The 23,595-nt window shown below is 72.0% G+C and carries 25 protein-coding genes and 1 tRNA gene; 16 read left to right on the top strand and 10 right to left on the bottom strand.

The window, feature by feature from the left end:
- On the bottom strand, positions 1-756 hold a 756-nt coding region (locus tag BGO91_RS00345; protein WP_290470902.1), incomplete at its 3' end, for a lipase family protein.
- A 47-nt stretch (positions 757-803) separates the two neighbouring features.
- On the opposite strand from BGO91_RS00345, the gene BGO91_RS00350 reads away from it, so the two are divergent.
- Positions 804-1,679 carry a metal-dependent hydrolase gene (locus tag BGO91_RS00350; protein ID WP_290470903.1) on the top strand — a complete coding sequence of 292 codons (876 nt, stop codon included), beginning with the start codon at positions 804-806 and terminating at the stop codon, positions 1,677-1,679.
- A gap of 15 nt (positions 1,680-1,694) precedes the next feature.
- On the opposite strand, the gene BGO91_RS00355 is transcribed toward BGO91_RS00350, so the two are convergent.
- Positions 1,695-2,456, bottom strand: coding sequence for a nuclease-related domain-containing protein (locus BGO91_RS00355; protein ID WP_290470904.1), 762 nt, complete (start codon positions 2,454-2,456; stop codon positions 1,695-1,697).
- A gap of 64 nt (positions 2,457-2,520) precedes the next feature.
- Positions 2,521-2,703, bottom strand: coding sequence for a hypothetical protein (locus tag BGO91_RS00360; protein ID WP_290470905.1), 183 nt, complete (start codon positions 2,701-2,703; stop codon positions 2,521-2,523).
- A gap of 39 nt (positions 2,704-2,742) precedes the next feature.
- Here BGO91_RS00360 and BGO91_RS00365 point away from each other — a divergent pair, with 39 nt between their 5' ends.
- Positions 2,743-3,006 carry a hypothetical protein gene (locus BGO91_RS00365; RefSeq protein ID WP_290470906.1) on the top strand — a complete coding sequence of 88 codons (264 nt, stop codon included), beginning with the start codon at positions 2,743-2,745 and terminating at the stop codon, positions 3,004-3,006.
- 74 nt (positions 3,007-3,080) lie between these two features.
- Here BGO91_RS00365 and BGO91_RS00370 read toward each other — a convergent pair whose 3' ends face one another.
- Both BGO91_RS00370 and BGO91_RS00375 read right to left on the bottom strand, forming a co-directional pair.
- Complete coding sequence (locus BGO91_RS00370; RefSeq protein WP_290470907.1) at positions 3,081-4,472, bottom strand: deoxyribodipyrimidine photo-lyase; 1,392 nt, start codon at positions 4,470-4,472, stop codon at positions 3,081-3,083.
- The gene (locus BGO91_RS00375) at positions 4,469-5,107 is read right to left on the bottom strand and encodes an MBL fold metallo-hydrolase (protein ID WP_290470908.1); all 639 of its coding nucleotides are present in this window, start codon (positions 5,105-5,107) and stop codon (positions 4,469-4,471) included. The genes BGO91_RS00370 and BGO91_RS00375 overlap by 4 nt, the downstream gene beginning before the upstream one ends.
- Positions 5,108-5,197: 90 nt before the next feature.
- Here BGO91_RS00375 and BGO91_RS00380 point away from each other — a divergent pair, with 90 nt between their 5' ends.
- The 3 genes from BGO91_RS00380 (at position 5,198) to BGO91_RS00390 (ending at position 8,457) form a co-directional block, all read left to right on the top strand.
- The gene (locus BGO91_RS00380; protein ID WP_290470909.1) at positions 5,198-7,327 is read left to right on the top strand and encodes a copper-translocating P-type ATPase; all 2,130 of its coding nucleotides are present in this window, start codon (positions 5,198-5,200) and stop codon (positions 7,325-7,327) included.
- A 71-nt stretch (positions 7,328-7,398) separates the two neighbouring features.
- Complete coding sequence (locus tag BGO91_RS00385; RefSeq protein ID WP_290470910.1) at positions 7,399-8,301, top strand: YegS/Rv2252/BmrU family lipid kinase; 903 nt, start codon at positions 7,399-7,401, stop codon at positions 8,299-8,301.
- 80 nt (positions 8,302-8,381) lie between these two features.
- Positions 8,382-8,457: transfer RNA gene (locus BGO91_RS00390), tRNA-Glu, on the top strand.
- Between the two features lie 58 nt (positions 8,458-8,515).
- Here the strand turns inward: BGO91_RS00390 and BGO91_RS00395 are convergent.
- The 3 genes from BGO91_RS00395 to BGO91_RS00405 all read right to left on the bottom strand — a co-directional run bounded on the left by BGO91_RS00395 (position 8,516) and on the right by BGO91_RS00405 (position 9,699).
- Entirely contained in the window at positions 8,516-9,004 is a 489-nt protein-coding gene (locus BGO91_RS00395; protein WP_290470911.1) for an SRPBCC domain-containing protein, read from the bottom strand.
- On the bottom strand, positions 9,001-9,363 hold the full coding sequence (locus tag BGO91_RS00400) for a metalloregulator ArsR/SmtB family transcription factor (RefSeq protein WP_290470912.1): 363 nt from the start codon (positions 9,361-9,363) through the stop codon (positions 9,001-9,003). The genes BGO91_RS00395 and BGO91_RS00400 overlap by 4 nt, the downstream gene beginning before the upstream one ends.
- Positions 9,364-9,486: 123 nt before the next feature.
- Positions 9,487-9,699 (bottom strand): KTSC domain-containing protein, encoded by a 213-nt coding sequence (locus BGO91_RS00405; protein WP_290470913.1) that lies wholly within the window; start codon positions 9,697-9,699, stop codon positions 9,487-9,489.
- 211 nt (positions 9,700-9,910) lie between these two features.
- Here BGO91_RS00405 and BGO91_RS00410 point away from each other — a divergent pair, with 211 nt between their 5' ends.
- The 8 genes from BGO91_RS00410 to BGO91_RS00445 all read left to right on the top strand — a co-directional run bounded on the left by BGO91_RS00410 (position 9,911) and on the right by BGO91_RS00445 (position 18,270).
- The gene (locus BGO91_RS00410; RefSeq protein ID WP_290470914.1) at positions 9,911-10,999 is read left to right on the top strand and encodes a TerC family protein; all 1,089 of its coding nucleotides are present in this window, start codon (positions 9,911-9,913) and stop codon (positions 10,997-10,999) included.
- Positions 10,996-11,751, top strand: coding sequence for a protein phosphatase 2C domain-containing protein (locus tag BGO91_RS00415; RefSeq protein WP_290470915.1), 756 nt, complete (start codon positions 10,996-10,998; stop codon positions 11,749-11,751). The genes BGO91_RS00410 and BGO91_RS00415 overlap by 4 nt, the downstream gene beginning before the upstream one ends.
- 119 nt (positions 11,752-11,870) lie before the next feature.
- A complete protein-coding gene (leuC, locus tag BGO91_RS00420; protein WP_290470916.1) occupies positions 11,871-13,361 on the top strand; it encodes a 3-isopropylmalate dehydratase large subunit in 1,491 nt (496 codons plus the stop codon).
- Entirely contained in the window at positions 13,361-13,960 is a 600-nt protein-coding gene (gene leuD / locus BGO91_RS00425; protein ID WP_021763047.1) for a 3-isopropylmalate dehydratase small subunit, read from the top strand. Before leuC ends, leuD begins: the two co-directional genes overlap by 1 nt.
- The gene (gene murA / locus BGO91_RS00430; RefSeq protein ID WP_290470917.1) at positions 13,957-15,327 is read left to right on the top strand and encodes a UDP-N-acetylglucosamine 1-carboxyvinyltransferase; all 1,371 of its coding nucleotides are present in this window, start codon (positions 13,957-13,959) and stop codon (positions 15,325-15,327) included. Before leuD ends, murA begins: the two co-directional genes overlap by 4 nt.
- 19 nt (positions 15,328-15,346) lie before the next feature.
- Entirely contained in the window at positions 15,347-16,135 is a 789-nt protein-coding gene (locus BGO91_RS00435; protein ID WP_290470918.1) for a 1-acyl-sn-glycerol-3-phosphate acyltransferase, read from the top strand.
- A complete protein-coding gene (locus BGO91_RS00440; RefSeq protein ID WP_290470919.1) occupies positions 16,128-17,276 on the top strand; it encodes an NAD(P)H-dependent glycerol-3-phosphate dehydrogenase in 1,149 nt (382 codons plus the stop codon). The genes BGO91_RS00435 and BGO91_RS00440 overlap by 8 nt, the downstream gene beginning before the upstream one ends.
- Positions 17,173-18,270 (top strand): D-alanine--D-alanine ligase family protein, encoded by a 1,098-nt coding sequence (locus BGO91_RS00445; RefSeq protein WP_290470920.1) that lies wholly within the window; start codon positions 17,173-17,175, stop codon positions 18,268-18,270. The genes BGO91_RS00440 and BGO91_RS00445 overlap by 104 nt, the downstream gene beginning before the upstream one ends.
- Positions 18,271-18,303: 33 nt before the next feature.
- Here BGO91_RS00445 and BGO91_RS00450 read toward each other — a convergent pair whose 3' ends face one another.
- Entirely contained in the window at positions 18,304-18,834 is a 531-nt protein-coding gene (locus BGO91_RS00450) for a DUF3515 family protein (protein WP_290470921.1), read from the bottom strand.
- A 26-nt stretch (positions 18,835-18,860) separates the two neighbouring features.
- Here BGO91_RS00450 and thiL point away from each other — a divergent pair, with 26 nt between their 5' ends.
- Positions 18,861-19,862: a thiamine-phosphate kinase gene (gene thiL / locus BGO91_RS00455; protein WP_290470922.1), complete on the top strand. Its 1,002-nt coding sequence runs from the start codon at positions 18,861-18,863 to the stop codon at positions 19,860-19,862.
- Between the two features lie 102 nt (positions 19,863-19,964).
- Here the strand turns inward: thiL and rsmD are convergent, their stop codons facing one another.
- Complete coding sequence (gene rsmD, locus BGO91_RS00460; protein WP_290470923.1) at positions 19,965-20,537, bottom strand: 16S rRNA (guanine(966)-N(2))-methyltransferase RsmD; 573 nt, start codon at positions 20,535-20,537, stop codon at positions 19,965-19,967.
- A 64-nt stretch (positions 20,538-20,601) separates the two neighbouring features.
- Between rsmD and BGO91_RS00465 the strand changes: the two genes are divergently transcribed.
- Positions 20,602-21,342, top strand: a complete 741-nt coding sequence (locus tag BGO91_RS00465; protein WP_290470924.1) for a hypothetical protein — start codon at positions 20,602-20,604, stop codon at positions 21,340-21,342.
- Entirely contained in the window at positions 21,339-23,558 is a 2,220-nt protein-coding gene (locus BGO91_RS00470) for an ATP-dependent DNA helicase RecG (protein ID WP_290470925.1), read from the top strand. The genes BGO91_RS00465 and BGO91_RS00470 overlap by 4 nt, the downstream gene beginning before the upstream one ends.
- Positions 23,559-23,595 lie beyond the last annotated feature (37 nt).

A 23,595-nucleotide genomic window follows, 5' to 3' on the forward strand; every position in this document is an offset into this window, starting at 1 on the left:
GAACGCGTAGGAGCCGATCGTGACGCCCGAGACATCCCCGATGTCGTCGCGCAGCAGCGACGCGAGATCCGTCGCCGGCGCCGCGACCGCCGCAGCCCGCACGTCGAGTTCGGGCGCGTATGAGCGCGCGAGCCGGGCGGCGAAGAGCACCGCCTGCCCGCCCTGGGAGTGGCCCCACAGCACGATCCGGTCGCTGCCGTCACGGCCGAGCACGGCCCGCGCCGCACGGGCGGCGTCGAGCACGTTGCGCCCCTCCGTGTCGCCGACGAGGTAGGAGTCGGGGCCGGCCGTGCCCATCCCCGTGTAGTCGGTGTAGACAACGGCGTACCCGCGGTTCAGGAAGTCGGTGAGCCCCTCGACGCTGTCGTACGGGTCGAACGAGCGCGAGGGCGCGCAGCCCTCGGCGACCCCGGTCGTCGGGTGGCCCCACGAGACGATCGTGCGCCCTCCCGTTGGCGCGGGGGAGTCGGGTGCGACCAGCAGCCCGGAGTTCACGACCGGCCGGCCGTTCAGGTCGGTCGAGTGGAACAGGATGCGCGTCGCGACAGCCCCGGCGGGTGCGCCCAGCGTGGGCGCCGAGCGGATGACGGCGCCGGGTCCGCCCGCGGGCAGCGGATCGGGCTGGTCGTAGAACCGGGCGATGCCAGGAGCCGAGGCCGCGTCGTCCTCGAGCCGCTGCGCCTGGACCGGCGTGCAGGCGGCCAGGAGCCCGGCCACGGCGAGCACCGCCAGCGCACCGGTCGCTCGTCTGATCACCGCGTCAGCCTACCCGCAGCACCGCGGGCGCCACGTACGCTGGAGGGATGACCCTCCCGCGGACCGACACGGTCGTCACCTACCCCGACGGCGACCTCGCCTCGACCGGAACCGTCGTGCACACGGCGCTGCTGCCCGACGGGCGCACCGCCGTCGTGCTGGACCGCACCGCGTTCCACGCCGTCGACCCGGTCTGGCCCGACCAGCCCGCGGACGCGGGAACCCTGTCGGTCGATGGCCGCTCCCGCCCGATCGTCGACGCCGTCGTCGGCGCGACCGACGGGGAGGCCTTCCACGTCGGCGACGCGCCCGTGCGCACCGGCACCGAGGGCTGGGCGTTCGTGGTGTGCCACCTCGTCGACGATGCGACCGGCCTCGAGCCCGGCACCACGGTGACCGTCGACGTCGATCCGGAGCTGCGCCGCGCGCTGTCCTCCGGTCACACCGCCTGCCATCTCGCCTCCCTCGCCCTCAACCAGGCGCTCGCGCCGCTGTGGACGAAGGAGGTGCCCGGCGACGGCCGCGGCCGCCCCGACTTCGACCGGCTGGCGATCGTGTCGTCCCGCATCCTCCCGGACGGCTCGCGCGACGAGTACCGCGTCGGCAAGAGCCTGCGGAAGAAGGGCTTCCCCGCGGCCGAGCTTCCCGGCCGACTCGACGAGGTCGTCGCCACGGCGAACGCACTGCTCGCCGGCTGGGTCGCGTCCGGCGCCCCCGTGTCGGTGCAGCGGGAGGCCGACGGCCTCGGCGACCGGCGCCTGTGGACGTGCGAGCTGCCGGACGGCACCGCGTCCATCCCGTGCGGCGGCACCCACCTGCGCTCGCTGGCCGAGCTCGGCGCGGTGGAGATCGCGCTGGAGACCGCGGAGGCCGACGGTGCGCTGACCATCGTCATGACCACGTCGGCGCGCCCGGCGCACTAGGGAGGCGGCGGCCGCTCAGCGCGGCAGGAACGGCATCGCTGCGGCAAGCAGCGCCAGCCCGGCGGCGATCGCCCAGCCGACCCGCACCAGCCGCGCGCTGCGGACCTCGCGCTCGATCAGCGCGAACCGGTCGGCGACATCGGCGCGGGGCTCGGCCTGGCGCCACGTCCCGGGAGCGTCGACGAGCCGCACGACGGCCTCCACCGTCGCGGCATCGAGCACCGCGGGGCGTCGCACGAGCCAGCGCGCGAGCGCTTCCCCGCGGACCACGTCCACGGCCCGCGGTTGAGCGCGCACCCGCAACTCCTTCGCGCCGAGGATCGCGACCACCGCGCGCACCGGCGCCTCGATGCCCGCGGCCGTCAGCAGGCCCCGCACCCGCGAGGTCTCCAGGTCGGCGTTGCGCAGGTAGGTCGTCTTGGCGCCGTTGACGAGCAGCGCGCGGTCGGCGACCCCGACGCGGGCGCCGCGGCGGTGCTTGGTGTTGACGACGAAGACGCCGCCCGGGCCCACCACCAGGTGGTCCAGGTCCGCCTCCCCGTTCCCGACGGGCAGCGCGTGGAAGACGCGCCACCCAGCGGGCAGGTGGGCGAGGCGGGCGCCGATCTCCCGCTCGCCGAGCGCTCCTACGAACCACGGGACGGTCTCGTCCGCCAGCGGCGTCACCCCGAGGGCGCGGGCCAACGGAGAGCGGGGCGGAGCCGCGTCGTGCAGGCGCACGACCTGCGCCATCACCGCCGTCCCGGGGGCCCGATCGCTCATCCGTCCGTTGTCCATCGCGCCACGGTATCCGGGGCGCCCGCGGCCCGGCAGTCCCCACTCCGGGCCGCTCCGCCGCGGCCTACCCCTGCTCGGGGGAGCCGGACTCCGGCAGCCGCTCCTCCAGGGAGTCGTTGTGCTCGGCCACGGCGTCCAGCTGGTCCTCGGGCGTCTGGCCGAGGCCCGACACCGCCTCGGCCAGCGCCTCCGCCCTGGTCAGGTCCTCATCGTCGTCGTCGGCGCGGAATTCGTCTCGATCGGTCATACGGCGCACAGTACGCGCCCCGGGAGTAGCATGCGCCCCATGAGCCGCATCGAAACCGGGATCGTCTCCTACACCGTCTCCGGCGACTACTTCGCCCGCGTCGGGGCCGACTTCGACGCAGAGGCCGTCGACGACGCCATCCTCGCCGAACTCAACCGCCGCCTGCCCGCTGGCGTTGTCGTCGAGCGCAGCGGGAAGGTCCTGGCCGAGGAGGCGCAGGCCGAGCAGGCGCGGAACCTCGACTGGGACGCGCTGCTCGCCAGCATCGACGTGGACCAGATCCTCGCCGAGCACGGGCGCTGACCGGGGGCCGCGTCGGCGCGTCCGTCAGCGCTTCAGCGCGCGTTCGTCAGCGCGCCTTCGTCAGCGCGCCTTCGTCACCGTGCCTTCTTGACCTCGTCGAAGGCGGCCAGGGCGGCCCTGCGGGTCTCCGCCAGGTCGACGATCGGCTCGGGGTAGTCGGCGGTGTCCCACTCCGGCACCCACCGGCGCACGTAGTCGCCGTGCGGGTCGAACTTGGTGCGCTGGAGCTCGGGGTTGAAGACGCGGAAGTAGGGTGCCGCGTCCGCGCCGCTGCCCGCGACCCATTGCCAGTTGAACGGGTTGCTCGCGGCGTCGGCGTCGACCAGGGTGTCCCAGAACCACTGCTCGCCGAGGCGCCAGTCGATCAGCAGGTTCTTGATGAGGAACGACGCGACCACCATGCGCACGCGATTGTGCATGGTCCCGGTTGTCCACAGTTCTCGCATTCCCGCGTCCACCAGCGGGATGCCGGTGCGACCCTGGTGCCAGGCCCGCAGAGCCGCACGGTGCAGGCGGGGCCAGGGGAAGGAGTCGTACTCGCGATGGATGTTGACGGTCGCCAGATCGGGGTGTGCGAAGAGCGTGTGGTGGGCGAACTCCCGCCAGCCCAGCTCGCTGAGGAAGGTGCTCGCGCCCTCGGCGTTCGCGCGGTCGCGCGCGTCGGAGGTCGCGTGCCAGACCTGGTGCGGGCTGAGCTCGCCCCAGCGCAGATGGGGCGACAGCCGGGAGGTCGCGTCGATGCCAGGGGTGTCCCGGTCGTCGCGGTAGCGGGCGACATCCTCGTCGAGGAACGCGGCGAGGCGCCGCCGGGCGGAGCGCTCGCCCGGCTTCCAGGCGTCCCGCAGCCCGTCTGCCCAGTCGGGATCCGTCGGCAGCAGACCGAGGTCGTCGATGCCCACACCGTCGATCGGATCGGCGGCCACCAGCTCTGTGGGCGCCGGAAGGGGCTTGCGGGGCGGGGGAGCGGCGAGGCAGGCGCGCCAGAACGGCGTATAGACCGAGAACGGGGTTCCCGCTCCCGTGCGGATCGTCCAGGGCTCGAAGAGCAGGGAGGCGGCGAAGCTGGCCGCTTCGAGGCCGCGCTCGCGCGCGGCGGTCTTGATCGCCTCGTCGATGCGTCGTTCGGCGCCGCCGTAGCGGCGGTTCCAGAACACGGCGCCGGCGCCGGTCTCGTGCAGCACCTCCGCGACGACCCGCTCGGCCGGCCCGCGACGCACCGTCAGGTGCGCGCCGAGCCGATCGAGCTCCTCCGCCAGGGCGGAGAGCGAGTGGTGCAGCCACCACCGCGCGGCGCCGCCGGGAGGGCGCACCCCCTCCGACTCCTCGTCCCAGACGTAGAGGCAGAGCACGGGGCGGCCCGAGTCGGCGGCGGTGCGCAGTGCAGGGTTGTCGGCGACGCGCAGGTCGTCGCGGAACCAGACGACGACCGGGGAGAGCTCCCGGTCGTCGCGGGCGGCCGTGCTCACAGGTCGATCGTGTCGCCGGGCTCCAGCGGGAAGTGCTCTCCGCCGTTCTGTTCCGTCGCCCAGGCGATGCGGCCGTTGGACATGTCCTTGCCCGCTCGCGAGAGCACCATCTCGTGCGTCGGGAAGCTGCGCTTCGGCTTCACCGCGAGCACGTAGTCCATCACCTCGGCGACCTTCATCCAGGGCGCGCCGGCCGGAGCCGCCAGCACATCCACCTCGATGCCCTCGGGGATCGTGAAGGAGTCGCCGGCGTAGTAGAGCTGGTCGTTGATCAGCACGCCGAGGTTGTCGACGGTGGGGATGCTCGAGTGGATGACGGCGTGCGTCCCGCCGAAGAACTGCAGGGTGAAGGGCTCGGCCTCCACCACGTCACCGGCGTGCACGACCGTCACGTCGAAGTCCGCGGCCGCCCGGGCGACGCCTTCGGGGGCGAAGATCTTCGCGTCCGGGTTCATGTCGAGCACCCGCTTGAGCTGCTCGGGGGTCCAGTGGTCGGCGTGCTCGTGCGTGATGACGACGGCCACGGTGTTGGCCGTGTCGGTCAGGGGCGTCGTGAAGCTGCCCGGGTCGACGAACAGCTTCTTACCGGAGTCCTCGAGGAGCAGTGCGGCGTGTTCGAACTTCGTGAGTCTCATGCCACAAGGAAATACCGATCCGGCGGAGCGTGCAAGCCGACCGTTCCGGGGTGGTGGAATATACCCGGGAGGGGTATTGTTCGAGACGACATGGACAGCATGAACGCACACGAGGACCAGCACACGGCCCACGAGCACGGCTCGGCGGGGCACGACGCGCATGACGCGCACGCGGGGCATGACGCTCATGACGCGCACGCGGGGCACGAGGCGCACGGCGGCCACGACGCGCACGGCGGCCACGACCACAGTGGTCACGCCGGGCACGACCCCGCGATCTTCCGGCGCAAGTTCTGGCTCACGCTCGTCCTGACCATCCCGACGCTCGTCTTCTCGCACGGCCTGCAGGAGATCCTCGGCCTCTCCGGCCCGCGGTTCCCCGGCAGCCAGTACATCCCCGCGGTGTTCGGCGTCGCGATCTTCTTCTACGGCGGCCTCGTGTTCCTGCGCGGCGCCGTCGACGAGCTGCGCAGCCGCCGCCCGGGCATGATGACGCTCATCTCGCTCGCGATCGTCGTCGCCTTCGGCTACAGCCTCGCGGTGACGCTGGGCCTGCCCGGCATGGACTTCTGGTGGGAGCTCGCCACCCTGATCCTGATCATGCTGCTGGGGCACTGGATCGAGATGTCCGCGGTCATGGGCGCGCAGGATGCCCTCGGGCAGCTGGCGAAGCTCCTGCCCGACACGGCGGAGCGGGTCGCCGATCCCGGCGCGGATCCCGAGCCGGTGCCGGTGGCGGACCTGCGCGTCGGCGACCTGGTTCGCGTCCGTCCGGGCGCCGGCGTCCCCGTCGACGGCGAGATCGTCGACGGCCGCAGCGACCTCGACGAGTCCCTCCTGACCGGCGAGTCCAAGCCGGTCACCCGTGGTCCCGGTGAGCAGGTCGTCGCCGGGAGCATCTCCGGCAGCGGCTCGCTCGTGGTGCGGGTGGGCAAGACCGGAGGCGACACCGCGCTCGCCGGGATCATGCGGCTCGTCGCCGACGCCCAGGCCAGCAAGTCGGGAACGCAGATCCTCGCCGACCGGGCGGCCGCGTGGCTCTTCTACGTCGCGCTCGCCGTGGCGACGGTCACCCTGGTCGTGTGGGTGCTGCTGCGTCCGGGCGACCCGGCCTTCGTCCTCGAACGCGTCGTCACCGTCCTCATCATCGCCTGCCCGCACGCCCTCGGCCTGGCCATCCCGCTCGTCGCCCAGATCTCCACGGCGATCGGTGCCCGCAACGGCCTCCTCATCCGCGACCGGCATGCCATGGAGGACGCCCGGCGCATCGACGTCGTCCTGTTCGACAAGACGGGCACCCTCACCGAGGGACGTCAGGGCGTCGCGTCCGTCGCGGCGGAGGGTGAGGACGAGGACGCACTCCTCGCGCTCGCAGCGGCCGTCGAGGCGCCCGCGGAGCACCCGATCGGCCGCGCGATCGTCGCTGCCGCCCGGGAGCGCGGGATCACCATCCCGCCGGTGACCGACTTCGAGGCGCTCGGCGGACGCGGCGCGGCGGGCACCGTCGCGGGGGAGCGGATCGTCGTCGGCGCGCCCCGGCTGCTCGCGGAGCGCGGAGCGTCTGCGGGCGAGCGCATCGCTGCGGCGGCCGACGCCGCATCCCGGCTCGGCCAGACCGTCGTGTACGTGCTGCAAGGCGAGCGCGTGGCCGGGGCGATCGCCCTCGCCGACGTCGTGCGTCCCGAGTCGGCGGAGGCGGTGCGCGCCCTGCGGGACCGTGGAATCCGCGTCGCGATGCTCACCGGCGACTCCCGCGCGGTGGGGGAGGCGGTTGCGGCCGGACTCGGCATCGACGAGGTCTACGCGGAGGTCCTCCCCGGAGACAAGGCCGGCACGGTGGCGCGCCTCCAGCGCGACGGATCGCGCGTGGCGATGGTCGGCGACGGGGTGAACGACGCCCCGGCGCTCGCCCAGGCGGACGTCGGCATCGCGATCGGCGCCGGGACGGACGTGGCGATCGAGTCCGCTGGCATCGTGCTCGCCTCCAGCGATCCGCGTGGGGTCGCGAAGGTGGTCGAGCTCTCCCGGGCGACGTACCGCAAGATGCTCCAGAACCTGGCGTGGGCCACCGGGTACAACGTGATCGCGCTCCCGCTCGCAGCGGGTGTGGCGACCGGGATCGGCGTCGTCGTGTCCCCGGCGTTCGGCGCCGTGCTCATGTCGGTCTCCACGATCGTCGTCGCCCTCAACGCTCAGTTGCTGCGCCGCGTGCGCCTGTAGACGTCGCCCCGCCGGGGACGCCCGCCACAGCGTCCCCGGCGTGGCGAGGTCGTGTGCCATCATCGTGCACTATGGCCGCACACCAGAGGACCGTCGTGGTCGCGATCAACCCGATGGCCTCGTTCGGGCATCGCCGCGAGGTGGGGCCGCACGTCGTCCAGCGGTTGCGCGAGGCCGGCCACGTCGCCATCCCCGTCGACGAGGCGAACATCGAGCTCCTCCGGCGCGAGACCTCCCGGATCGTGGAGGCCGGAGCGGACGCGCTCGTGGTCGTCGGCGGCGACGGGATGGCCAACCTCGGCATCAACATCGTCGCGCAGACCCCCGTGCCGCTCGGCATCGTGCCGAGCGGCACCGGCAACGACCTCGCCGCCGGGCTCGGCATCCCGGTGGGCGACACGGAGGCGGCGATCGCGCACCTGCTGGCCGCCCTCGACCGCGAGCCGCGCACGATCGACGCCGGCGTGGTCCGGCATGGCGGGCTGACCACCTTCTTCGGCGGCGTCCTGTCGGCCGGCTTCGACGCGACGGTGAACGAGCGCGCCAACCTGATGACGCGCCCGCGCGGCCGCAGCCGGTACATCCTCGCCCTCCTCCGCGAGCTGGCGACCCTCGCACCCCGCCCGTACCGCATCACGGCCGACGGCGAGGAGTTCGCGACCGAGGCGATGCTCGTCTCGGTCGCGAACAACCGCTCCCTCGGGGGCGGCATGCGCATCGTCCCGCACGCGTCCCTCGACGACGGGCGACTCGACCTCTTCATCGTGCGCCGGATGTCGAAGACACGCTTCCTGCGCGTGTTCCCGCGGGTGTTCCGCGGCGAGCACACCGACCTGCCGGAGGTCGCGTTCCGCCCGCTGACCACCGCCAGGATCGAGGCGGAGGGCGTCGTCGCCTACGCGGACGGGGAGCGGATCGGCCCCCTCCCGGTCGAGGTCGGCATCGTCCCCGGGGCGCTCCGGATGCTGGCCTGAGGGTCGCGACACACCCGGATTTCGCGCTCGTTTTGGAGGAAGAACCAGAACTGTGGCATGATCATTGAGTTGTAAAACACGGCCCCATCGTCTAGCGGCCTAGGACGTCGCCCTCTCACGGCGGTAACGCGGGTTCAAATCCCGCTGGGGTCACCACTCAGAAGAAGCCCTCTCGGACCATGTCCGGGAGGGCTTCTTCGTGTGTTCGGGATGCTCACGGCACCGCGAGCGCCTCGTATACGGGCGTGAGCTCCTTCCAGCGCGGCTGCCACACGGAGTCCTCGCCCGCCAGCGCGCGCCCGAGGTCCTCGAGATGCGCCTGCCAGCCGGCGCCGTGGAAGTGCAGGACCTCGAGGGGCAGTCCCCGTTCCTCCACCACCAAGCGGGTGCGGTCGCCCTCGGCCGTGAGCCGCGCCTCGACGACCGTCTCATCGTCCGCGCCGGGGGAGAGGGTCACGAGGAGGCGGCCGGGCGCCTCGCAGACGTCGACGCGCCCCGGTCCCTCCCAGCCGCTCGTGAAGACGGCGTGGAACGTCCCGCCGAGAACGGGCTCGCCCTCGACGTCGGCCATCCAGCGGGCGAGTCTCGCGGGCTGCGTGATCGCCGACCAGAGGTCGTCGATGGCGGTGTCGTAGACGTCCTCGACGCGGACGGCGCCGCGCTGGTCGTCCAGCCGGCGCATGGTGCCGATGATGCGGTTCACTCTGCTCTCCTGTTCTGCTCGGTCGTGCTCTGCCGAGCGGGCGGATCCGTCCGGCGCTTGCCGCGCGCGACCTCGGTGTGCAGGGCGTCGAGCCGCTGCTCCCAGGTGGCGCGATAGCGGTCGAGCCAGGCGTCCAGCTCGATCAGCGGCTCCGGGCGGAGCCGGTACACGCGCCACTGCGACCGCTGGTCGACCTCGACGAGCCCGCTCTCGCGGAGCACGCGGAGGTGTCGCGAGACCCCGGGCCGGGCGATCGGCAAGGCGTCGGCCAGTTCGCCGGCGGTCGCCGGTCCCGTCCGCAACCGTTCGAGGATGGTGCGCCGGCTCTCGTCGGCCAGCGCATGCAGCAGAGCGTCCATGCCCTCAATGTACCCATTCCGTTACGTAACCAAAAGGGTACATACCCAGATTTGTGCCAAATGTCCCCTTTGGGCCCGCCATTCCCCGCATTTGGCACAAATGTGGGCGGGCGGGGAGCGGCGTCAGGGGAGCCATTCCGTCGGGAAGTGGTCGCGGATGCGTTCCGTGAAGTACTGCCCGGCCGACGGCGCCGTGCGGAACTCGCGCCACACCCGCTCCGAGACGAGGCGGTACCGGTACCGCGCCCCCGACATGAAGACGATCTCGAGGATGTGCTCGCGGCTGTCGAAGCCCGCCGCGGCGACGACCGCGCTCTCGAACTCGACCCACTCCACGCGCCGAACTGTACGCGTGTGCGCGGGGCGCGGGGGAGTCCGGTAGAATGGGTGATCGCGAAGGGGAGTATCCCGGACGGCCGCGGTGCACGCACCGCCGCCGGCGCTGTGAACGTCATCACGGTCCGCTCTGGACCCGGGCACAGCGGCACCCGACAGGGTGCGGGAGAGACTTTCGGCTCTTTTACGATGCCCTTCGAAAGGTCCCTTCATGGAACTCGCCCTCCCGCTCTGGTTCGAGATCGGCTCGATGGTCGTGCTGCTGCTCGTCCTCGCGTTCGACCTGCTGATCGTCTTCAAGCGCCCGCACATCCCGAGCCCCAAGGAGTCGGCGCTGTGGGTGTCGTTCTACGTGGCGCTCGCGCTGGTCTTCGCGCTCCTGATGCTGCTCATCGGGGATGCAGAGCACGCCGGGCAGTTCCTCGCCGGCTGGCTGACCGAGTACAGCCTGAGCATCGACAACCTGTTCGTCTTCGTGATCATCATGAGCAGGTTCGCCGTGCCCCGGAAGTACCAGCAGGAGGTGCTCATGGTGGGCATCATCCTGGCGCTGATCTTCCGCGGAGTCTTCATCGTGCTCGGCGCCAGCCTGATCGCGAGCTTCAGCTGGATCTTCTACATCTTCGGCGCGTTCCTGCTCTGGACGGCGATCAACCAGGCCTTCGGCAACCACGACGACGAGGGCCAGAAGGACAGCTGGTTCATCCGCTTCTCGCGCAAGCGGCTCAAGGTGTCCGACCAGTACGAGGGCAACAAGCTGCGCACCACGGTCGCCGGGCGCCGGATGTTCACCCCGATGATCATCGTCTTCATCGCCCTCGGCACGACGGACCTGCTCTTCGCCCTGGACTCCATCCCCGCGATCTTCGGCATCACGCAGAGCCCGTTCATCGTCTTCACCGCGAACGTGTTCGCGCTGATGGGGCTGCGCCAGCTGTACTTCCTGCTCGGTCACCTGCTCGACAAGCTCGTGTACCTCAAGTACGGGATCGCGTTCATCCTCGCCTTCATCGGCGTGAAGCTCGTGTTCCACGCGATGCACGAGAACGAGCTGCCCTTCATCAACGGCGGCCACCACATCGAGTGGGCGCCCGACATCGACACCTGGACGTCGCTCGCGGTCATCGTGGGGTCGATGGTTGTCGCTACCATTGCAAGTCTGGTGAAGCTCAGGATGAGCGGATCCACGCTCGCCGAGGCGATCCACGGCGATGACGACGACGAGGCCGACGAGGCCCCGGCGGCCGGGGCCGGAGAGGTCGCGGTCCCGCGCGATCAGCAGGAGGACCCCCGCACATGACCTCACACGTCGGCGTGAGCGCCCGGAGCGACATCGGGGCGGTACGCCACGTGAACGAGGACGGATTCCTCGCGGAGGACCCGGTCTACGTCGTGGCCGACGGCATGGGAGGCCACGCCCGCGGCGACCTGGCCAGCCAGACGGCCGTCGCGAGCCTCGCCCGCACGCTGCAGCCGGGCACCCGGCCGACGCCGGACGAGGTGATCGCGGCGATCGACGAGGCCAACGCGGCGGTCCGCGCCCTGTCGGGAGTGGACGAGTCCGGTCCCGCGGTGGCGGGTACGACCCTGGCGGGCGTCGTCCGCGTGCGCGTCCCCGAGCGGGCGGCGGAGCAGTGGATGGTCGTCAACGTCGGCGACTCGCGCGTCTACGCGTGGGACGGCACGACGCTCTCGCAGCTCACGGTCGACCACTCCGCCGTGCAGGAGCTCGTCGACGCCGGGCTGATCACCGAGGCGCAGGCGGCCGTCCATCCCGAGCGCAACATCATCACGCGCGCGCTCGGCGCGGAGGACTTCGTCGACACCGACACCGAGCTGCTCCCCGACGAGGGGCGCCGCGTGTTCGTCATCTGCTCCGACGGCCTGACGCGCGAGCTCAGCGACAGCCGCATCGCCGCCATCCTCGCCGCGCAGCCCGACGATCCGGCCGGCGCGCTCGTGGAGGCCGCGGTCGAGGCGGGCGGTCACGACAATGTGACGGTGCTCGTCATCGCCGCTGACGAGGCCGACGCAACGACGGTGATATCCTGACTCCGTGCACGCGGGTCTTCTCCTCCTTAGCCGCCGCGGCGAGTCCTAGTTCTCAGGCCACCCTCGCCGCGGAGTCCGTCGACGGCTGATCCGCACGCAAGCTAAGGAGAACGAGCACAATGACGACCGAAACCGATCGCACTCCGCTGACCCTCGCCGAGAAGGTCTGGCGCGACCACCTGGTCGTGAAGGGCGAGGACGGCTCGCCCGACCTGATCTACATCGACCTGCACCTCGTGCACGAGGTCACCAGCCCCCAGGCCTTCGACGGCCTGCGGATGGCGGGGCGCCCGCTGCGGCGCCCGGACCTCACGATCGCGACCGAGGACCACAACACCCCGACCGTCGGCATCGACCGGCCGATCGCCGACCTCACCAGCCGCACGCAGATCGAGACGCTGCGACGCAACGCCGAGGAGTTCGGCGTGCGCCTGCACTCGCTGGGCGACGTCGAGCAGGGCATCGTCCACGTCGTCGGCCCGCAGCTGGGTCTGACGATGCCGGGCATCACGGTGGTCTGCGGCGACTCCCACACCTCCACCCACGGCGCGTTCGGCGCCATGGCGTTCGGCATCGGCACCAGCGAGGTCGAGCACGTCATGGCCACGCAGACGCTGCCGCTGAAGCAGTTCAAGACGATGGCGATCACGGTGGAGGGCGACCTGCGCCCCGGCGTGACCGCGAAGGACATCATCCTGGCCGTCATCGCGAAGATCGGCACCGGAGGCGGACAGGGCTACGTGCTCGAGTACCGCGGCAGTGCCATCCGCGCGCTCTCCATGGAGGGCCGGATGACCATCTGCAACATGTCGATCGAGGCGGGCGCGCGCGCCGGCATGGTCGCCCCGGACGAGACCACCTACGCGTACCTGAAGGGCCGCCCGCACGCGCCGGAAGGCGCCGACTGGGACGAGGCCGTCGCCTACTGGGACACCCTCGCGACCGACGACGACGCCGTGTTCGACGCCGAGGTCTACCTCGACGCCGCCGACATCGAGCCGTTCGTCACCTGGGGGACCAACCCCGGGCAGGGCGTCTCGCTCAGCCAGTCCGTGCCGGACCCGGCGCAGATCGAGGACGCGAACGCCCGTGCCGCCGCCGAGCGCGCACTGGAGTACATGGACCTCGAGGCCGGGACGCCGATGAAGAGCATCCCCGTCGACGCCGTCTTCATGGGCTCCTGCACCAACAGCCGCATCGAGGACCTCCGCGCCTTCGCCTCCCTGATCAAGGGCCGCAAAAAGGCCGACAACGTGCGCGTCATGGTCGTGCCCGGCAGCGCCCGCGTGCGCATCGAGGCCGAGGCCGAGGGCATCGACAAGATCGTCGAGGAGTTCGGCGCCGAGTGGCGCTTCGCGGGCTGCTCGATGTGCCTGGGCATGAACCCGGACCAGCTGGCGCCGGGGGAGCGCTGCGCCTCCACCTCGAACCGCAACTTCGAGGGCCGCCAGGGCAAGCGCGGCCGCACCCACCTGGTCTCCCCGCTCGTCGCGGCGGCGACCGCGATCCGCGGCACCCTGTCCAGTCCCTGGGATTTGGATAACGATGGCGGCGACACGCCGTCCGGCGACGGCGTGGACACCCGCGCCGGGGAGAAGGTGGGCGCCTGATGGAGAAGTTCGAGACCGTGACCGGCGTGGCCGTCCCGCTGCGCCGTTCCAACGTGGACACCGACCAGATCATCCCTGCGGTGTTCCTCAAGCGCGTCACCAAGACCGGCTTCGACGACGCCCTCTTCCACGAGTGGCGCAAAGACCCGGACTTCATCCTGAACCAGGCTCCGTACCAGGGCGCCTCGGTGCTCGTCGCCGGCGCCGACTTCGGCACGGGGTCGTCGCGCGAGCACGCCGTCTGGGCGTTGCGCGACTACGGCTTCCGCGTCGTGCTGAGCCCGCGCTTCGCCGACATCTTCCGCGGCAACTCCGGCAAGCAGGGACTGCTCGCCGGGCAGATCACGGAGGAGGACGCGGAGCGTCTCTGGGCGGCCATCGAGGCTCAGCCGGGAATAGCGGCGACGGTGGATCTGGTTGCCAAGACTGCGACGATCGGTGAGGTCCAGGTGTCTTTCGACATCGACGATTACACTCGCTGGCGTTTGCTCGAAGGGTTGGACGACATCGCTCTGACCCTGCGCGACGAGGCGCGCATCTCCGAATACGAAAGCGGCCGCGCTGGTTGGCGGCCCAAGACACTCCCGGTGAAACTTTGAACTCACTTCTTCAGGACGCTCAGGCAGCTGGAGCACGCGTCGGCCTCAAGGGCGACCGCATCACGATCAACGGCGGCATCCCGCTCCGGGGCCGCATCGAGGTCCGCGGGGCCAAGAACTTCGTCACCAAGGCGATGGTCGCCGCGATCCTCGGCGAGGGCCCGAGCGTCCTGCGGAACGTGCCGGACATCAGCGACGTCCGCGTCGTTCGCGGGCTGCTCGAGGTCCACGGCGTCAAGGTGACCGACGGCGGCGAGGACGGCGAGCTCCTGCTCGACCCGAGCGCCGTCGAGTCGGCCCACATGGCCGACATCGACGCCCACGCCGGCTCCAGCCGCATCCCGATCCTGTTCTGCGGGCCGCTGCTGCACCGTCTCGGCGAGGCGTTCATCCCCGACCTCGGCGGCTGCCGCATCGGCGACCGCCCGATCGACTACCACCTCGACGTGCTGCGCCAGTTCGGCGCCGTGGTCGACAAGCGCCCGACCGGCATCCGCCTGAGCGCCCCCAACGGCCTCCACGGCGCGAAGCTCTCGCTCCCGTACCCGAGCGTCGGCGCCACCGAGCAGGTCCTGCTGACGGCGGTCCGCGCCGACGGCATCACCGAGCTCTCGGGCGCGGCGATCGAGCCCGAGATCATGGATCTCATCAACGTGCTGCAGAAGATGGGCGCGATCATCTCGGTCGACACCGACCGCGTGATCCGCATCGAGGGCGTCAAGAAGCTCGTCGGCTACAGCCACACCGCGCTCTTCGACCGCAACGAGGCCGCCAGCTGGGCGGCCGCGGCGCTGGCCACCAACGGCGACATCTACGTCGGCGGCGCCCGCCAGCCCGAGATGCTCACCTTCCTCAACGTCTTCCGCAAGGTCGGCGGCGCGTTCGAGATCCACGACGACGGCATCCGGTTCTTCCACCCGGGAGGCACCCTCAAGCCGGTCGTGATCGAGACCGACGTGCACCCCGGCTTCATGACCGACTGGCAGCAGCCGCTCGTCATCGCGCTCGCGAAGGCGGAGGGCGTGTCGATCGTGCACGAGACCGTGTACGAGCAGCGCTTCGGCTTCGTCGACGCGCTCATCGACATGGGTGCGAAGATCCAGGTGCACAAGGAGTGCCTGGGCGGCCACGCGTGCCGCTTCGGTCAGCGCAACTTCAACCACTCCGCGGTCATCATGGGCCCGACGGAGCTCAAGGGCGCCGACATCGAGATCCCGGACCTGCGCGGCGGCTTCAGCCACCTGATCGCGGCGCTGACCGCCGAGGGCACCTCGACCGTCAGCAACGTCGGCATCATCAGCCGCGGATACGCGAACTTCATCACGAAGCTGGAGCAGCTCGGAGCGGACTTCGTCCTCGAAGGGTGACGGCACGGATAATAGGGATGTGTCACATCCCGAAGATCCCGCCGTCCAGCGTCCCCCGGTGAAGCGTCAGCGTTCCGAGAAGAGCCGTCCGTCGATCTTCTGGGTCCTCGCGGGCCTCGTCGTGCCGATCGGCAGCCTCATGGCCCGGTTCCGCATGGTCGACCGTGAGAAGATGCCGCGCCACGGCGCGTACATCGTCGCCCCGAACCACTACAGCGAGATCGACCCCGTGATGGTGGGGATGGTGCTGTGGCACCTCGGGCGGCTGCCGCGCTTCCTCGCGAAGGACAGCCTGTTCCGGATCCCGGTCGTGGGCTGGTTCCTGCGCAAGTCCGGCCAGGTGCCGGTCGCGCGCGGAGGGGGTGCCCGCGGCGCGACGACGCTCGACGCCGCGCAGAAGATCATCGAGGAGGGCCGGATCGTCGTCGTCTACCCGGAGGGCTCGCTGACCCGCGACCCCGACATGTGGCCGATGCGCGGCAAGACGGGCGCCGCCCGCATGGCGCTCGAGCACGGCATCCCGGTGATCCCGATGGCGCACTGGGGGACGCAGCAGGTGATGGCGCGGTACTCGAAGAAGATCAGCTTCTTCCCGCGCAAGACGATCGACGTGAAGTTCGGCGACCCCGTCGACCTCTCGGCGTTCGAGGGCCGCAACCTCGACAGCGCGACCCTGGCCGAGGCCACGGCCGTCATCATGGCGGCCATCACCGCCCTGCTCGAGGACCTCCGCGGCGAGAAGGCTCCCGCGGAGCGCTGGGACCCCTCCCAGCACAACCAGAAGGAGACCGGCCGCTTCGATGGCTAAGACGGCACGCACGGCCCCGCCCACGCCGCCTCGCCGCATCGCGGTGCTCGGCGCCGGCAGCTGGGGGACCACATTCGCGAAGATCCTCGCCGACGGCGGCTCGGACGTCGTGCTCTGGGCACGCCGCCCCGAGCTGGCGCGCGAGATCAACGAGGTCAAGCGCAACAGCGACTACCTCGAGGGCATCAACCTCCCGCGCAACCTGCGGGCGACCTCCAAGCTCGGCGAGGCGATGCGGGATGCGGAGGTCGTGTTCGTGTCCATCCCGAGCCAGACCCTCCGCGACAACCTGGAGGCGATCAAGCCGTATCTCGGGCCGTCGACGATCGTGGTCAGCCTGATGAAGGGCGTCGAGCGCGGAACCGGCCTGCGGATGAGCGAGGTGATCGCCCAGGGCCTCCCCATCGAGCCCGAGCGCATCGCGGTGGCCTCCGGGCCGAACCTGGCGCTGGAGATCGCGCGCGAGCAGCCGACCGCCGCCGTGGTGTCGTCGGTGAGCCTCGAGACCGCGCAGTCGGTCGCGATGGCCGCCACCAACCGCTACTTCCGCAGCTACGTGAACACCGACGTGATCGGCACCGAGTTCGGCGGCGTGCTGAAGAACCTCATCGCCGTGGCGATCGGCATCGTCGACGGCGTCGGCTACGGCGAGAACACCAAGGCGTCGATCATCACGCGCGGACTGGTCGAGATGACCGACTTCGCCGTGGCGTACGGCGCCGAGGCCCAGACGCTCTCGGGGCTCGCGGGCCTCGGCGACCTGATCGCGACCTGCGAGTCGTCGCTCAGCCGCAACAACACCGCCGGGCGACTGCTCGGCCAGGGCTACAGCTTCACCGACGTGGTGAAGCAGATGAACCAGACGGCGGAGGGGCTGGCCTCGGTCGCCCCCGTGCTGAGCCTGGCGGAGGCGCGCGGGGTGGAGATGCCGATCGTGCGGCAGGTGAGCCAGGTGCTCGCCGGCACGCTCGATCCCAAGGACATCGCGCCGCACCTCACGACGGACTCGGACGAGCCGCAAGGCGAAAGGACGACGGATGACGGACACGGCCACGGTGGCTCTTCTCTTCGGGGGGCGTTCAAGCGAGCACTCGATCAGCTGCGCAACGGCGGCCGGGGTCCTCGCGGCGATCGACCGTAGCGCGTACCGCGTCATCCCGATCGGGATCACGCACGACGGCGCCTTCACGCTGCAGCCGGACGACGCCGCTCGCTTCGCCCTGAACGCGGAGGTGCTGCCGGAGGTCGAGGACAACGGCACGCGCATCCACTGGCCCGAGAGCGTCGCCACGCGCGAGCTGACCGTCACGCACCCGGACGGCACGGTCGAGTCGCTCGGCGACGTCGACATCGTCTTCCCGATCCTGCACGGCCCGTGGGGCGAGGACGGCACGATCCAGGGCCTGCTCGAGCTGGCCGGCCTGCCGTACGTCGGCAGCGGCGTGCTCGCGAGCGCGCTTGGGATGGACAAGCACTTCACGAAGACCGTGCTGCAGCAGGCGGGCATCCCCGTCGCCCCCTGGCAGACCGTGACCGCCCACCGCTGGCGCACGGCGCCGGACGCGGTCCGGGAGGGCGCGCAGGCGCTCGGCCTGCCCGCCTTCGTCAAGCCGGCGCGCGCCGGCTCCAGCGTCGGCGTCACCAAGGTCAAGGACTGGTCCGAGCTGGACGCCGCGATCGAGATCGGCCTCGCCGAGGACGACCGGGTGCTCATCGAGTCGGCGCTGGTCGGCCGCGAGGTGGAGATCGCCGTCCTCGGCGGCCGCCCGGGCGAGCCCGCCCGTGCCTCCGTCGCCGGCGAGGTCGTCGTCTCGGGCCGCGACTTCTACGACTTCGCAGCGAAGTACCTGGATGCTCCGGGCATCGACCTCATCTGCCCGGCCGAGCTGAGCGACGCCGAGCTCGCCGACATGGCGGACCTCGCCGTGCGCGCGTTCGACGCGATCGGCGGCGAAGGGCTCGCGCGCGTGGACTTCTTCCTCACCGCCGACGGCTTCGTGATCAACGAGATCAACACCATGCCCGGGTTCACGCCGATCTCGATGTTCCCGCGCTGCTGGCAGGAGTCGGGGCTGTCGTACCCGGACCTGATCGACGAGCTGATCCAGGTCGCCCTGGCGCGCGCCGCGGCCTGAGGCGGCTACGCTCGCGCCTCCGGTCGCGCCCGCTCAGCGGGTCGGCGTGGGCGTCGGGGTCGGGGTGGCCGTCGGCGTGTCGGTCGGGGTGAGGCTGGTGTCCAGCGTCGAGAGGCACTGACGGGTCTGCTTGATCGTCGAGACCGCCGACGCGAACTCCGGGAGCACCGACGAGTCGGACACGCCCGAGACGTGGTCGATCACGACCTCCGTCGCCGGCGTGCGGCCGAAGGTCTGGTAGACGATGGTCTTGGCGGTCGGGTCCGTCATCAGCACCCAGTCCACGCCGTTCACGTTGACGCACGGCTGCGTCGTGGGCCCGATCGGCGGCACGCCGCAGCGCAGGATGACCGCGGCCGGGTCGCCCCAGGCGCCCGTGGCCTGCGCGTCGGTGATGCGCTTGTCCTTGTCCGCGACCGTGTCGGGCAGGCGCACGCTGATCTCGGCGCAGCCCGGGTCGTTCGCGGCGGCGCCGGGCTCGAGCGAGACGGTGGGCGCGCAGCCGGCGAGGGCGAGGGCGGCGGCGGCGAGGACGGCGGCGAGGGCGGTGCGGCGAACGGTCACGATGATTCAGGCTAGCGTTTCCAGACATGGGAATGTCTGAGAGCACGGCGGCCGGCGCGACGATGGGCGAGACCACCGAGCGGGAGGCGCTCCGCCGCATCTTCCCGCGGCTCCCCGGATCGTCGACCACACTGGTCGGCCCCGGCGACGACGCGGCGGTGCTCGCGGCGCCCGACGGCCGCTACGTCGTCACCACGGACATGATGGTCCACGGCCCGGACTTCCGCCTCGCCTGGTCGTCGCCGGAGGATCTCGGCTGGAAGGCCGCGGCCACCAACCTGTCCGACGTGGCCGCGATGGGCGCCGTCCCGACCGCTCTGGTCGTCGCGATCGCGGCGCCCTCGACCATGCCTGTCGCCGACCTGGAGGCCATCGCCGACGGGTTCCGGCTCGCCTGCGAGGAGCTCGCGCCCGGCTGCGGCGTCGTGGGCGGGGATCTCTCCGTCTCGGAGACGCTGACCTTCGCGGTGACCGCGTTCGGCGACCTCCAGGGGCGCGCCCCTGTGCTCCGCAGCGGCGCGCGCCCCGGTGATGTCGTCGCCGTGTCCGGCGTGCTCGGCGCCGCCGCGGAGGGGCTCCGGCTGATGTTCGCGGAGGGGGTGGACGAGCACGGCGTCCCGAGTCGCGAGCGGTTCGCGGACGTCTACGCCGCGCATCCCGAGACGGTCGGCGCGCAGCTGCGGCCGCGTCCACCCATCGCCGACGGGCCGCGCGCGGCCGAAGCCGGTGCGACGGCGATGCTCGACCTCAGCGACGGGCTGGCGCTGGATGCGCGACGCGTGGCGGAGGCCAGCGGCGTCGCGATCGACCTGGACCCCGCCGCGCTGGGAAACGACGTCCGGTCGGCGTTGACCGGGGGAGAGGACCATTCCCTGTTCGCCGCGTTCCCGCCCGGGACGGCGCTCCCGGGCGAATTCCGGCGGATCGGCGTGGTGCGGGAGGGCGACGGCCTCCTCGTCGACGGCCGCCCGTTCGACGAGCGCGGCGGGTGGGACCCGTACCTGGAGTGGGACGGCGCCGCCGGCTGACGCGCCCCGCGTTCCCTCGCAATCCAGTCGTCACGACATGCCGTCTCCGGCGGTGTGCTGACGGCGTGTCGCGACCACCCGTTCGAGGCCAGCGGCGTGTCGCTACGCGCCCGAGGGCTCCAGCCAGAAGAGGGCGGTCTCGCCGTAGTCCTTGCGGCGCACGAGCGCCAGGCCGTCCGGGAGGGTGGGCTCGCCGGTGCGCGTGCTGCGCTCGACGCAGACGGAGGCGTGCGGGGCCAGCAGCGGCACGACCGCGGTCAGCACCCCGAGCAGCTCGGCGTCGTCCACGTCGTACGGCGGGTCGATGAACACGAGGTCGAAGGGGCCGAACGCACCGGCGAGGTACGCCTGGGCGGCCACCGCGCGCACTTCGACCGTCGGGCGCGCGGAGGCCGGTGCGGCTTTGGTGACGGCGGCGGCGTTGCGCTTGCACACCTGCGCGGCGGCCGGGCTGCGCTCCACGAGGGTCACCGCGGTCGCGCCCCGGCTCGCCGCTTCGAGACCCAGTGCGCCGGAGCCGGCGTAGAGGTCGAGCACGTGCGCGCCGTGCACGGCGCCGCGCGCGTCGAGGGCGGAGAAGGCGGCCTCGCGCACCCGGTCGCTCGTGGGCCGGGTGCCGCTCTTCGGCACCTGCAGGGCGAGGGAGCCGGCGTATCCGGAGACGATTCGGGTCATGGCCATCCGAGCCTAGCCGCATCCCGCCCTCGCCTTTCGGCGCCCGCGCCCGCAATATAGGGGCATGGAGGAACGCCTCGCTCAGTCCGAGCTCGACGCGTTGTGGGACGTCGACGATCCGGTGGGTTCCGCCGAGCGGATCGCGGCCGCGGCCGCCGAGCCGTTCCGGGGCGAAGTGGTGCGGGCCGAGCTGGAGACGCAGCGCGCGCGGGCGTTCGGCATCCAGGGGCGCTTCGCCGAGGCGGAGGCGCTGCTCGAGTCGATGGAGCCGGCGAGCGGGCGGCTCCACGTGCGCATCCTCCTCGAGCGGGGCCGGCTGCTCGCAGGCGAGGGCCGTGGCCCCGAGTCCGTCGACGTGCTCGAGGAGGCGCTCCAGGCGGCCCGCCGCGAGGGCGAGACCTTCCTCGCGGCCGACGCCGCGCACATGCTCGCGATCGCCGACCCGGCGCGCGGTGAGCAGTGGACGGCCGAGGCGTTCGCCGACCTCGCGCAGTCCGACGACCCGCGCACGCTCCGCTGGCGCGTCGCGCTGCACAACAACCGCGGCTGGGCGCTGCTGGAGGGCGGCGACGCGACGGCCGCGGTCGGCGAGTTCGAACGGGCCCTCGCCGCCGCCGAGGAGCACGGCACCCTCGACCAGCGGTTCGTCGCGCGCTGGGCGGTCGCCCGCGGGCTCCGGGAGGCCGGCCGCGCCGGCGAGGCGCTGGAACGGCAGCGCGCCCTCGCCGCCGAGCGCCCGGGCGACCCGCACGTCGAGGCCGAGATCGCCGCGCTGACGGGGGCTGCGCCTACGATCGAATCATGACCAACGCCTCCGTCCCGGCCGCCGAGGGCGCGATCACCCTCGACTCGCGGCTGAGCGGCGTGCTCGGCGGGCGCACCGCCTCGGCCTTCGAGAAGGCGTTCGGGATGCGCACCGTCGGCGATCTGCTGCACCACTTCCCGCGGCGGTACGCCCGTCGCGGCGAGCTGACCGCTCTCGCCAACCTCCCGCTGGACGAGAACGTCACGATCATCGCCGAGGTCCTGCGAGTGCAGGAGCGCTCGATGCGCGCGCGGCGCGGCTCGATCCTCGAGGTGAAGATCTCCGACGGCGAGGGCATCCTGACGCTGACGTTCTTCAACCAGTCGTGGCGCTCGAAGGACCTGGTGCCGGGCGTGCGCGGGATCTTCGCGGGCAAGGTCTCCGCGTACCGCGGCGCCCTGCAGCTGGCGCACCCCGACTACGAGCTGTTCGAGCCCGACTCCGAGAACGCCGTGGTGCCGGGCAGCGCCGCCGCGAAGGAGTGGGCGCAGACGCCCATCCCGATCTACCCGGCGACCGGCACCGTGGCGAGCTGGCAGGTGCAGAAGGCCGCCGAGCTCGCCCTCGACGCGCTCGACTCCGCGCCGGACCCGGTGCCGGCCTCCATCGCCGCGGAGCGCGGGCTGCTGTCGTACCGGGAGGCGTTGGAGGGCATCCACCGCCCCGAGAAGGACGCGCAGTGGCAGCGGGCCCGGGATGCGCTCCGCTTCCAGGAGGCGTTCGTGCTGCAGGCGGCGCTGCTGCAGCAGCGGGCCGAGGCGCGCACCGTCGCGTCGACGCCGCGCCGGGCCGAGCCGGGCGGGCTGCTCGAGCGCTTCGACGCCGCCCTGCCGTTCACTCTCACCGAGGACCAGGCGCTCGTCGGCAGCGAGATCGCGCACGATCTGGGCGGGACCGCCGCGATGCACCGCCTGGTGCAGGGCGAGGTGGGCTCCGGCAAGACGCTCGTCGCGCTGCGTGCGATGCTCGCGGTCGCCGACTCCGGCGGCCAGTCCGCCCTGCTCGCGCCGACCGAGGTGCTCGCCGCCCAGCACCTGCGGTCGATCGCGGCGATGCTCGGCCCCGATCTCTCGGCGCAGCTGATGCCGACCCTCCTGACCGGCCAGCTCGGCGCGCAGGAGCGCAAACGGGCACTGCTGCGCACCGTGTCGGGCCAGGCCCGCATCGTCATCGGCACGCACGCGCTGCTCGGCGATGCCGTCACGTTCTTCGACCTGGGGCTCGTCGTGGTCGATGAGCAGCACCGGTTCGGCGTCGAGCAGCGGGAGGCGCTGCGGGCGAAGGGCGGCACGCCGCCGCACGTCCTCGTGCTCACCGCGACGCCCATCCCGCGCACCGTCGCCATGACCGTCTTCGGCGACCTGGACGTCTCCACGATCGCCCAGCTCCCCGCCGGGCGGCAGGGGATCGAGAGCTTCGTGGTGCCGCTCTCCGACCGCCCCGGGTGGGAGCGCCGGATCTGGGAGCGCGCCTCCGAGGAGATCGCGAAGGGCAGGCAGGTGTTCGTCGTCTGCCCGGCGATCACCGGCAAGGAGGCCGAGGACGACGGCGAGGAGGGGGCGCCCGCCGCGGAGGAGGGGTCCGCCGACGCGCCGCCCCGCGCCGTCGCGAGCGTCGAATCGGTCGCGGCCCAGGTGCGCGCCGACCCGCTCTTCGCCGACGCGCGCATCGGCGTGCTGCACGGAAAGCTCCCGAGCGAGACCAAGGACGAGGTCATGCGGTCCTTCGCCGCCGGGGGCATCGACCTCCTGATCGCGACGACGGTGATCGAGGTCGGCGTCAACGTGCCGAACGCCTCGGCCATGGTCGTGCTCGACGCCGACCGCTTCGGCGTCTCGCAGCTGCACCAGCTGCGCGGCCGGGTCGGTCGCGGCGACATCCCGGGACTGTGCCTGCTGGTCACGGCCGCCGAGGAGGGGTCCCTCGCCCGCGAGCGCGTGGAGGCGGTCGCCGCCACGCTCGACGGCTTCGAGTTGGCCAACGTCGACCTGGAGCTGCGCCGGGAGGGCGACGTGCTCGGCGCGCGGCAGTCCGGCGGCCGGTCGTCGCTGCGCCTCCTGCGGGTCGCGTCCGACGGCGACCTCATCGGCGAGGCGCGCGTCGCCGCCGCGGAGACGCTCGACGCGGAGGGCGGCCTGGCCGCGGTCCCGGCCCTGCAGGCCGCGCTGGCCCGGCGGCTCGACGAGGCCGAGCGCGCCTACCTCGGCAAGTCGTGACAAGGTAACGGATTCACAACGAAATGACGGTTATCGC

The organism is Leifsonia sp. 71-9 (genome assembly GCF_001898805.1).
Taxonomy (GTDB): domain Bacteria; phylum Actinomycetota; class Actinomycetes; order Actinomycetales; family Microbacteriaceae; genus Leifsonia.

What these genes read in the sequence shown, in the direction of transcription:
- BGO91_RS00350 (WP_290470903.1), top strand. Translation starts at nt 804, where the DNA reads ATGACCCTCCCGCGGACCGACACGGTCGTCACCTACCCCGACGGCGAC.
- BGO91_RS00355 (WP_290470904.1), bottom strand. Translation starts at nt 2,456, where the DNA reads ATGGACAACGGACGGATGAGCGATCGGGCCCCCGGGACGGCGGTGATG.
- BGO91_RS00360 (WP_290470905.1), bottom strand. Translation starts at nt 2,703, where the DNA reads ATGACCGATCGAGACGAATTCCGCGCCGACGACGACGATGAGGACCTG.
- BGO91_RS00365 (WP_290470906.1), top strand. Translation starts at nt 2,743, where the DNA reads ATGAGCCGCATCGAAACCGGGATCGTCTCCTACACCGTCTCCGGCGAC.
- BGO91_RS00375 (WP_290470908.1), bottom strand. Translation starts at nt 5,107, where the DNA reads ATGAGACTCACGAAGTTCGAACACGCCGCACTGCTCCTCGAGGACTCC.
- BGO91_RS00380 (WP_290470909.1), top strand. Translation starts at nt 5,198, where the DNA reads ATGGACAGCATGAACGCACACGAGGACCAGCACACGGCCCACGAGCAC.
- BGO91_RS00385 (WP_290470910.1), top strand. Translation starts at nt 7,399, where the DNA reads ATGGCCGCACACCAGAGGACCGTCGTGGTCGCGATCAACCCGATGGCC.
- BGO91_RS00400 (WP_290470912.1), bottom strand. Translation starts at nt 9,363, where the DNA reads ATGGACGCTCTGCTGCATGCGCTGGCCGACGAGAGCCGGCGCACCATC.
- BGO91_RS00410 (WP_290470914.1), top strand. Translation starts at nt 9,911, where the DNA reads ATGGAACTCGCCCTCCCGCTCTGGTTCGAGATCGGCTCGATGGTCGTG.
- BGO91_RS00415 (WP_290470915.1), top strand. Translation starts at nt 10,996, where the DNA reads ATGACCTCACACGTCGGCGTGAGCGCCCGGAGCGACATCGGGGCGGTA.
- leuC (WP_290470916.1), top strand. Translation starts at nt 11,871, where the DNA reads ATGACGACCGAAACCGATCGCACTCCGCTGACCCTCGCCGAGAAGGTC.
- leuD (WP_021763047.1), top strand. Translation starts at nt 13,361, where the DNA reads ATGGAGAAGTTCGAGACCGTGACCGGCGTGGCCGTCCCGCTGCGCCGT.
- BGO91_RS00440 (WP_290470919.1), top strand. Translation starts at nt 16,128, where the DNA reads ATGGCTAAGACGGCACGCACGGCCCCGCCCACGCCGCCTCGCCGCATC.
- BGO91_RS00445 (WP_290470920.1), top strand. Translation starts at nt 17,173, where the DNA reads ATGACGGACACGGCCACGGTGGCTCTTCTCTTCGGGGGGCGTTCAAGC.
- thiL (WP_290470922.1), top strand. Translation starts at nt 18,861, where the DNA reads ATGGGAATGTCTGAGAGCACGGCGGCCGGCGCGACGATGGGCGAGACC.
- rsmD (WP_290470923.1), bottom strand. Translation starts at nt 20,537, where the DNA reads ATGACCCGAATCGTCTCCGGATACGCCGGCTCCCTCGCCCTGCAGGTG.
- BGO91_RS00465 (WP_290470924.1), top strand. Translation starts at nt 20,602, where the DNA reads ATGGAGGAACGCCTCGCTCAGTCCGAGCTCGACGCGTTGTGGGACGTC.
- BGO91_RS00470 (WP_290470925.1), top strand. Translation starts at nt 21,339, where the DNA reads ATGACCAACGCCTCCGTCCCGGCCGCCGAGGGCGCGATCACCCTCGAC.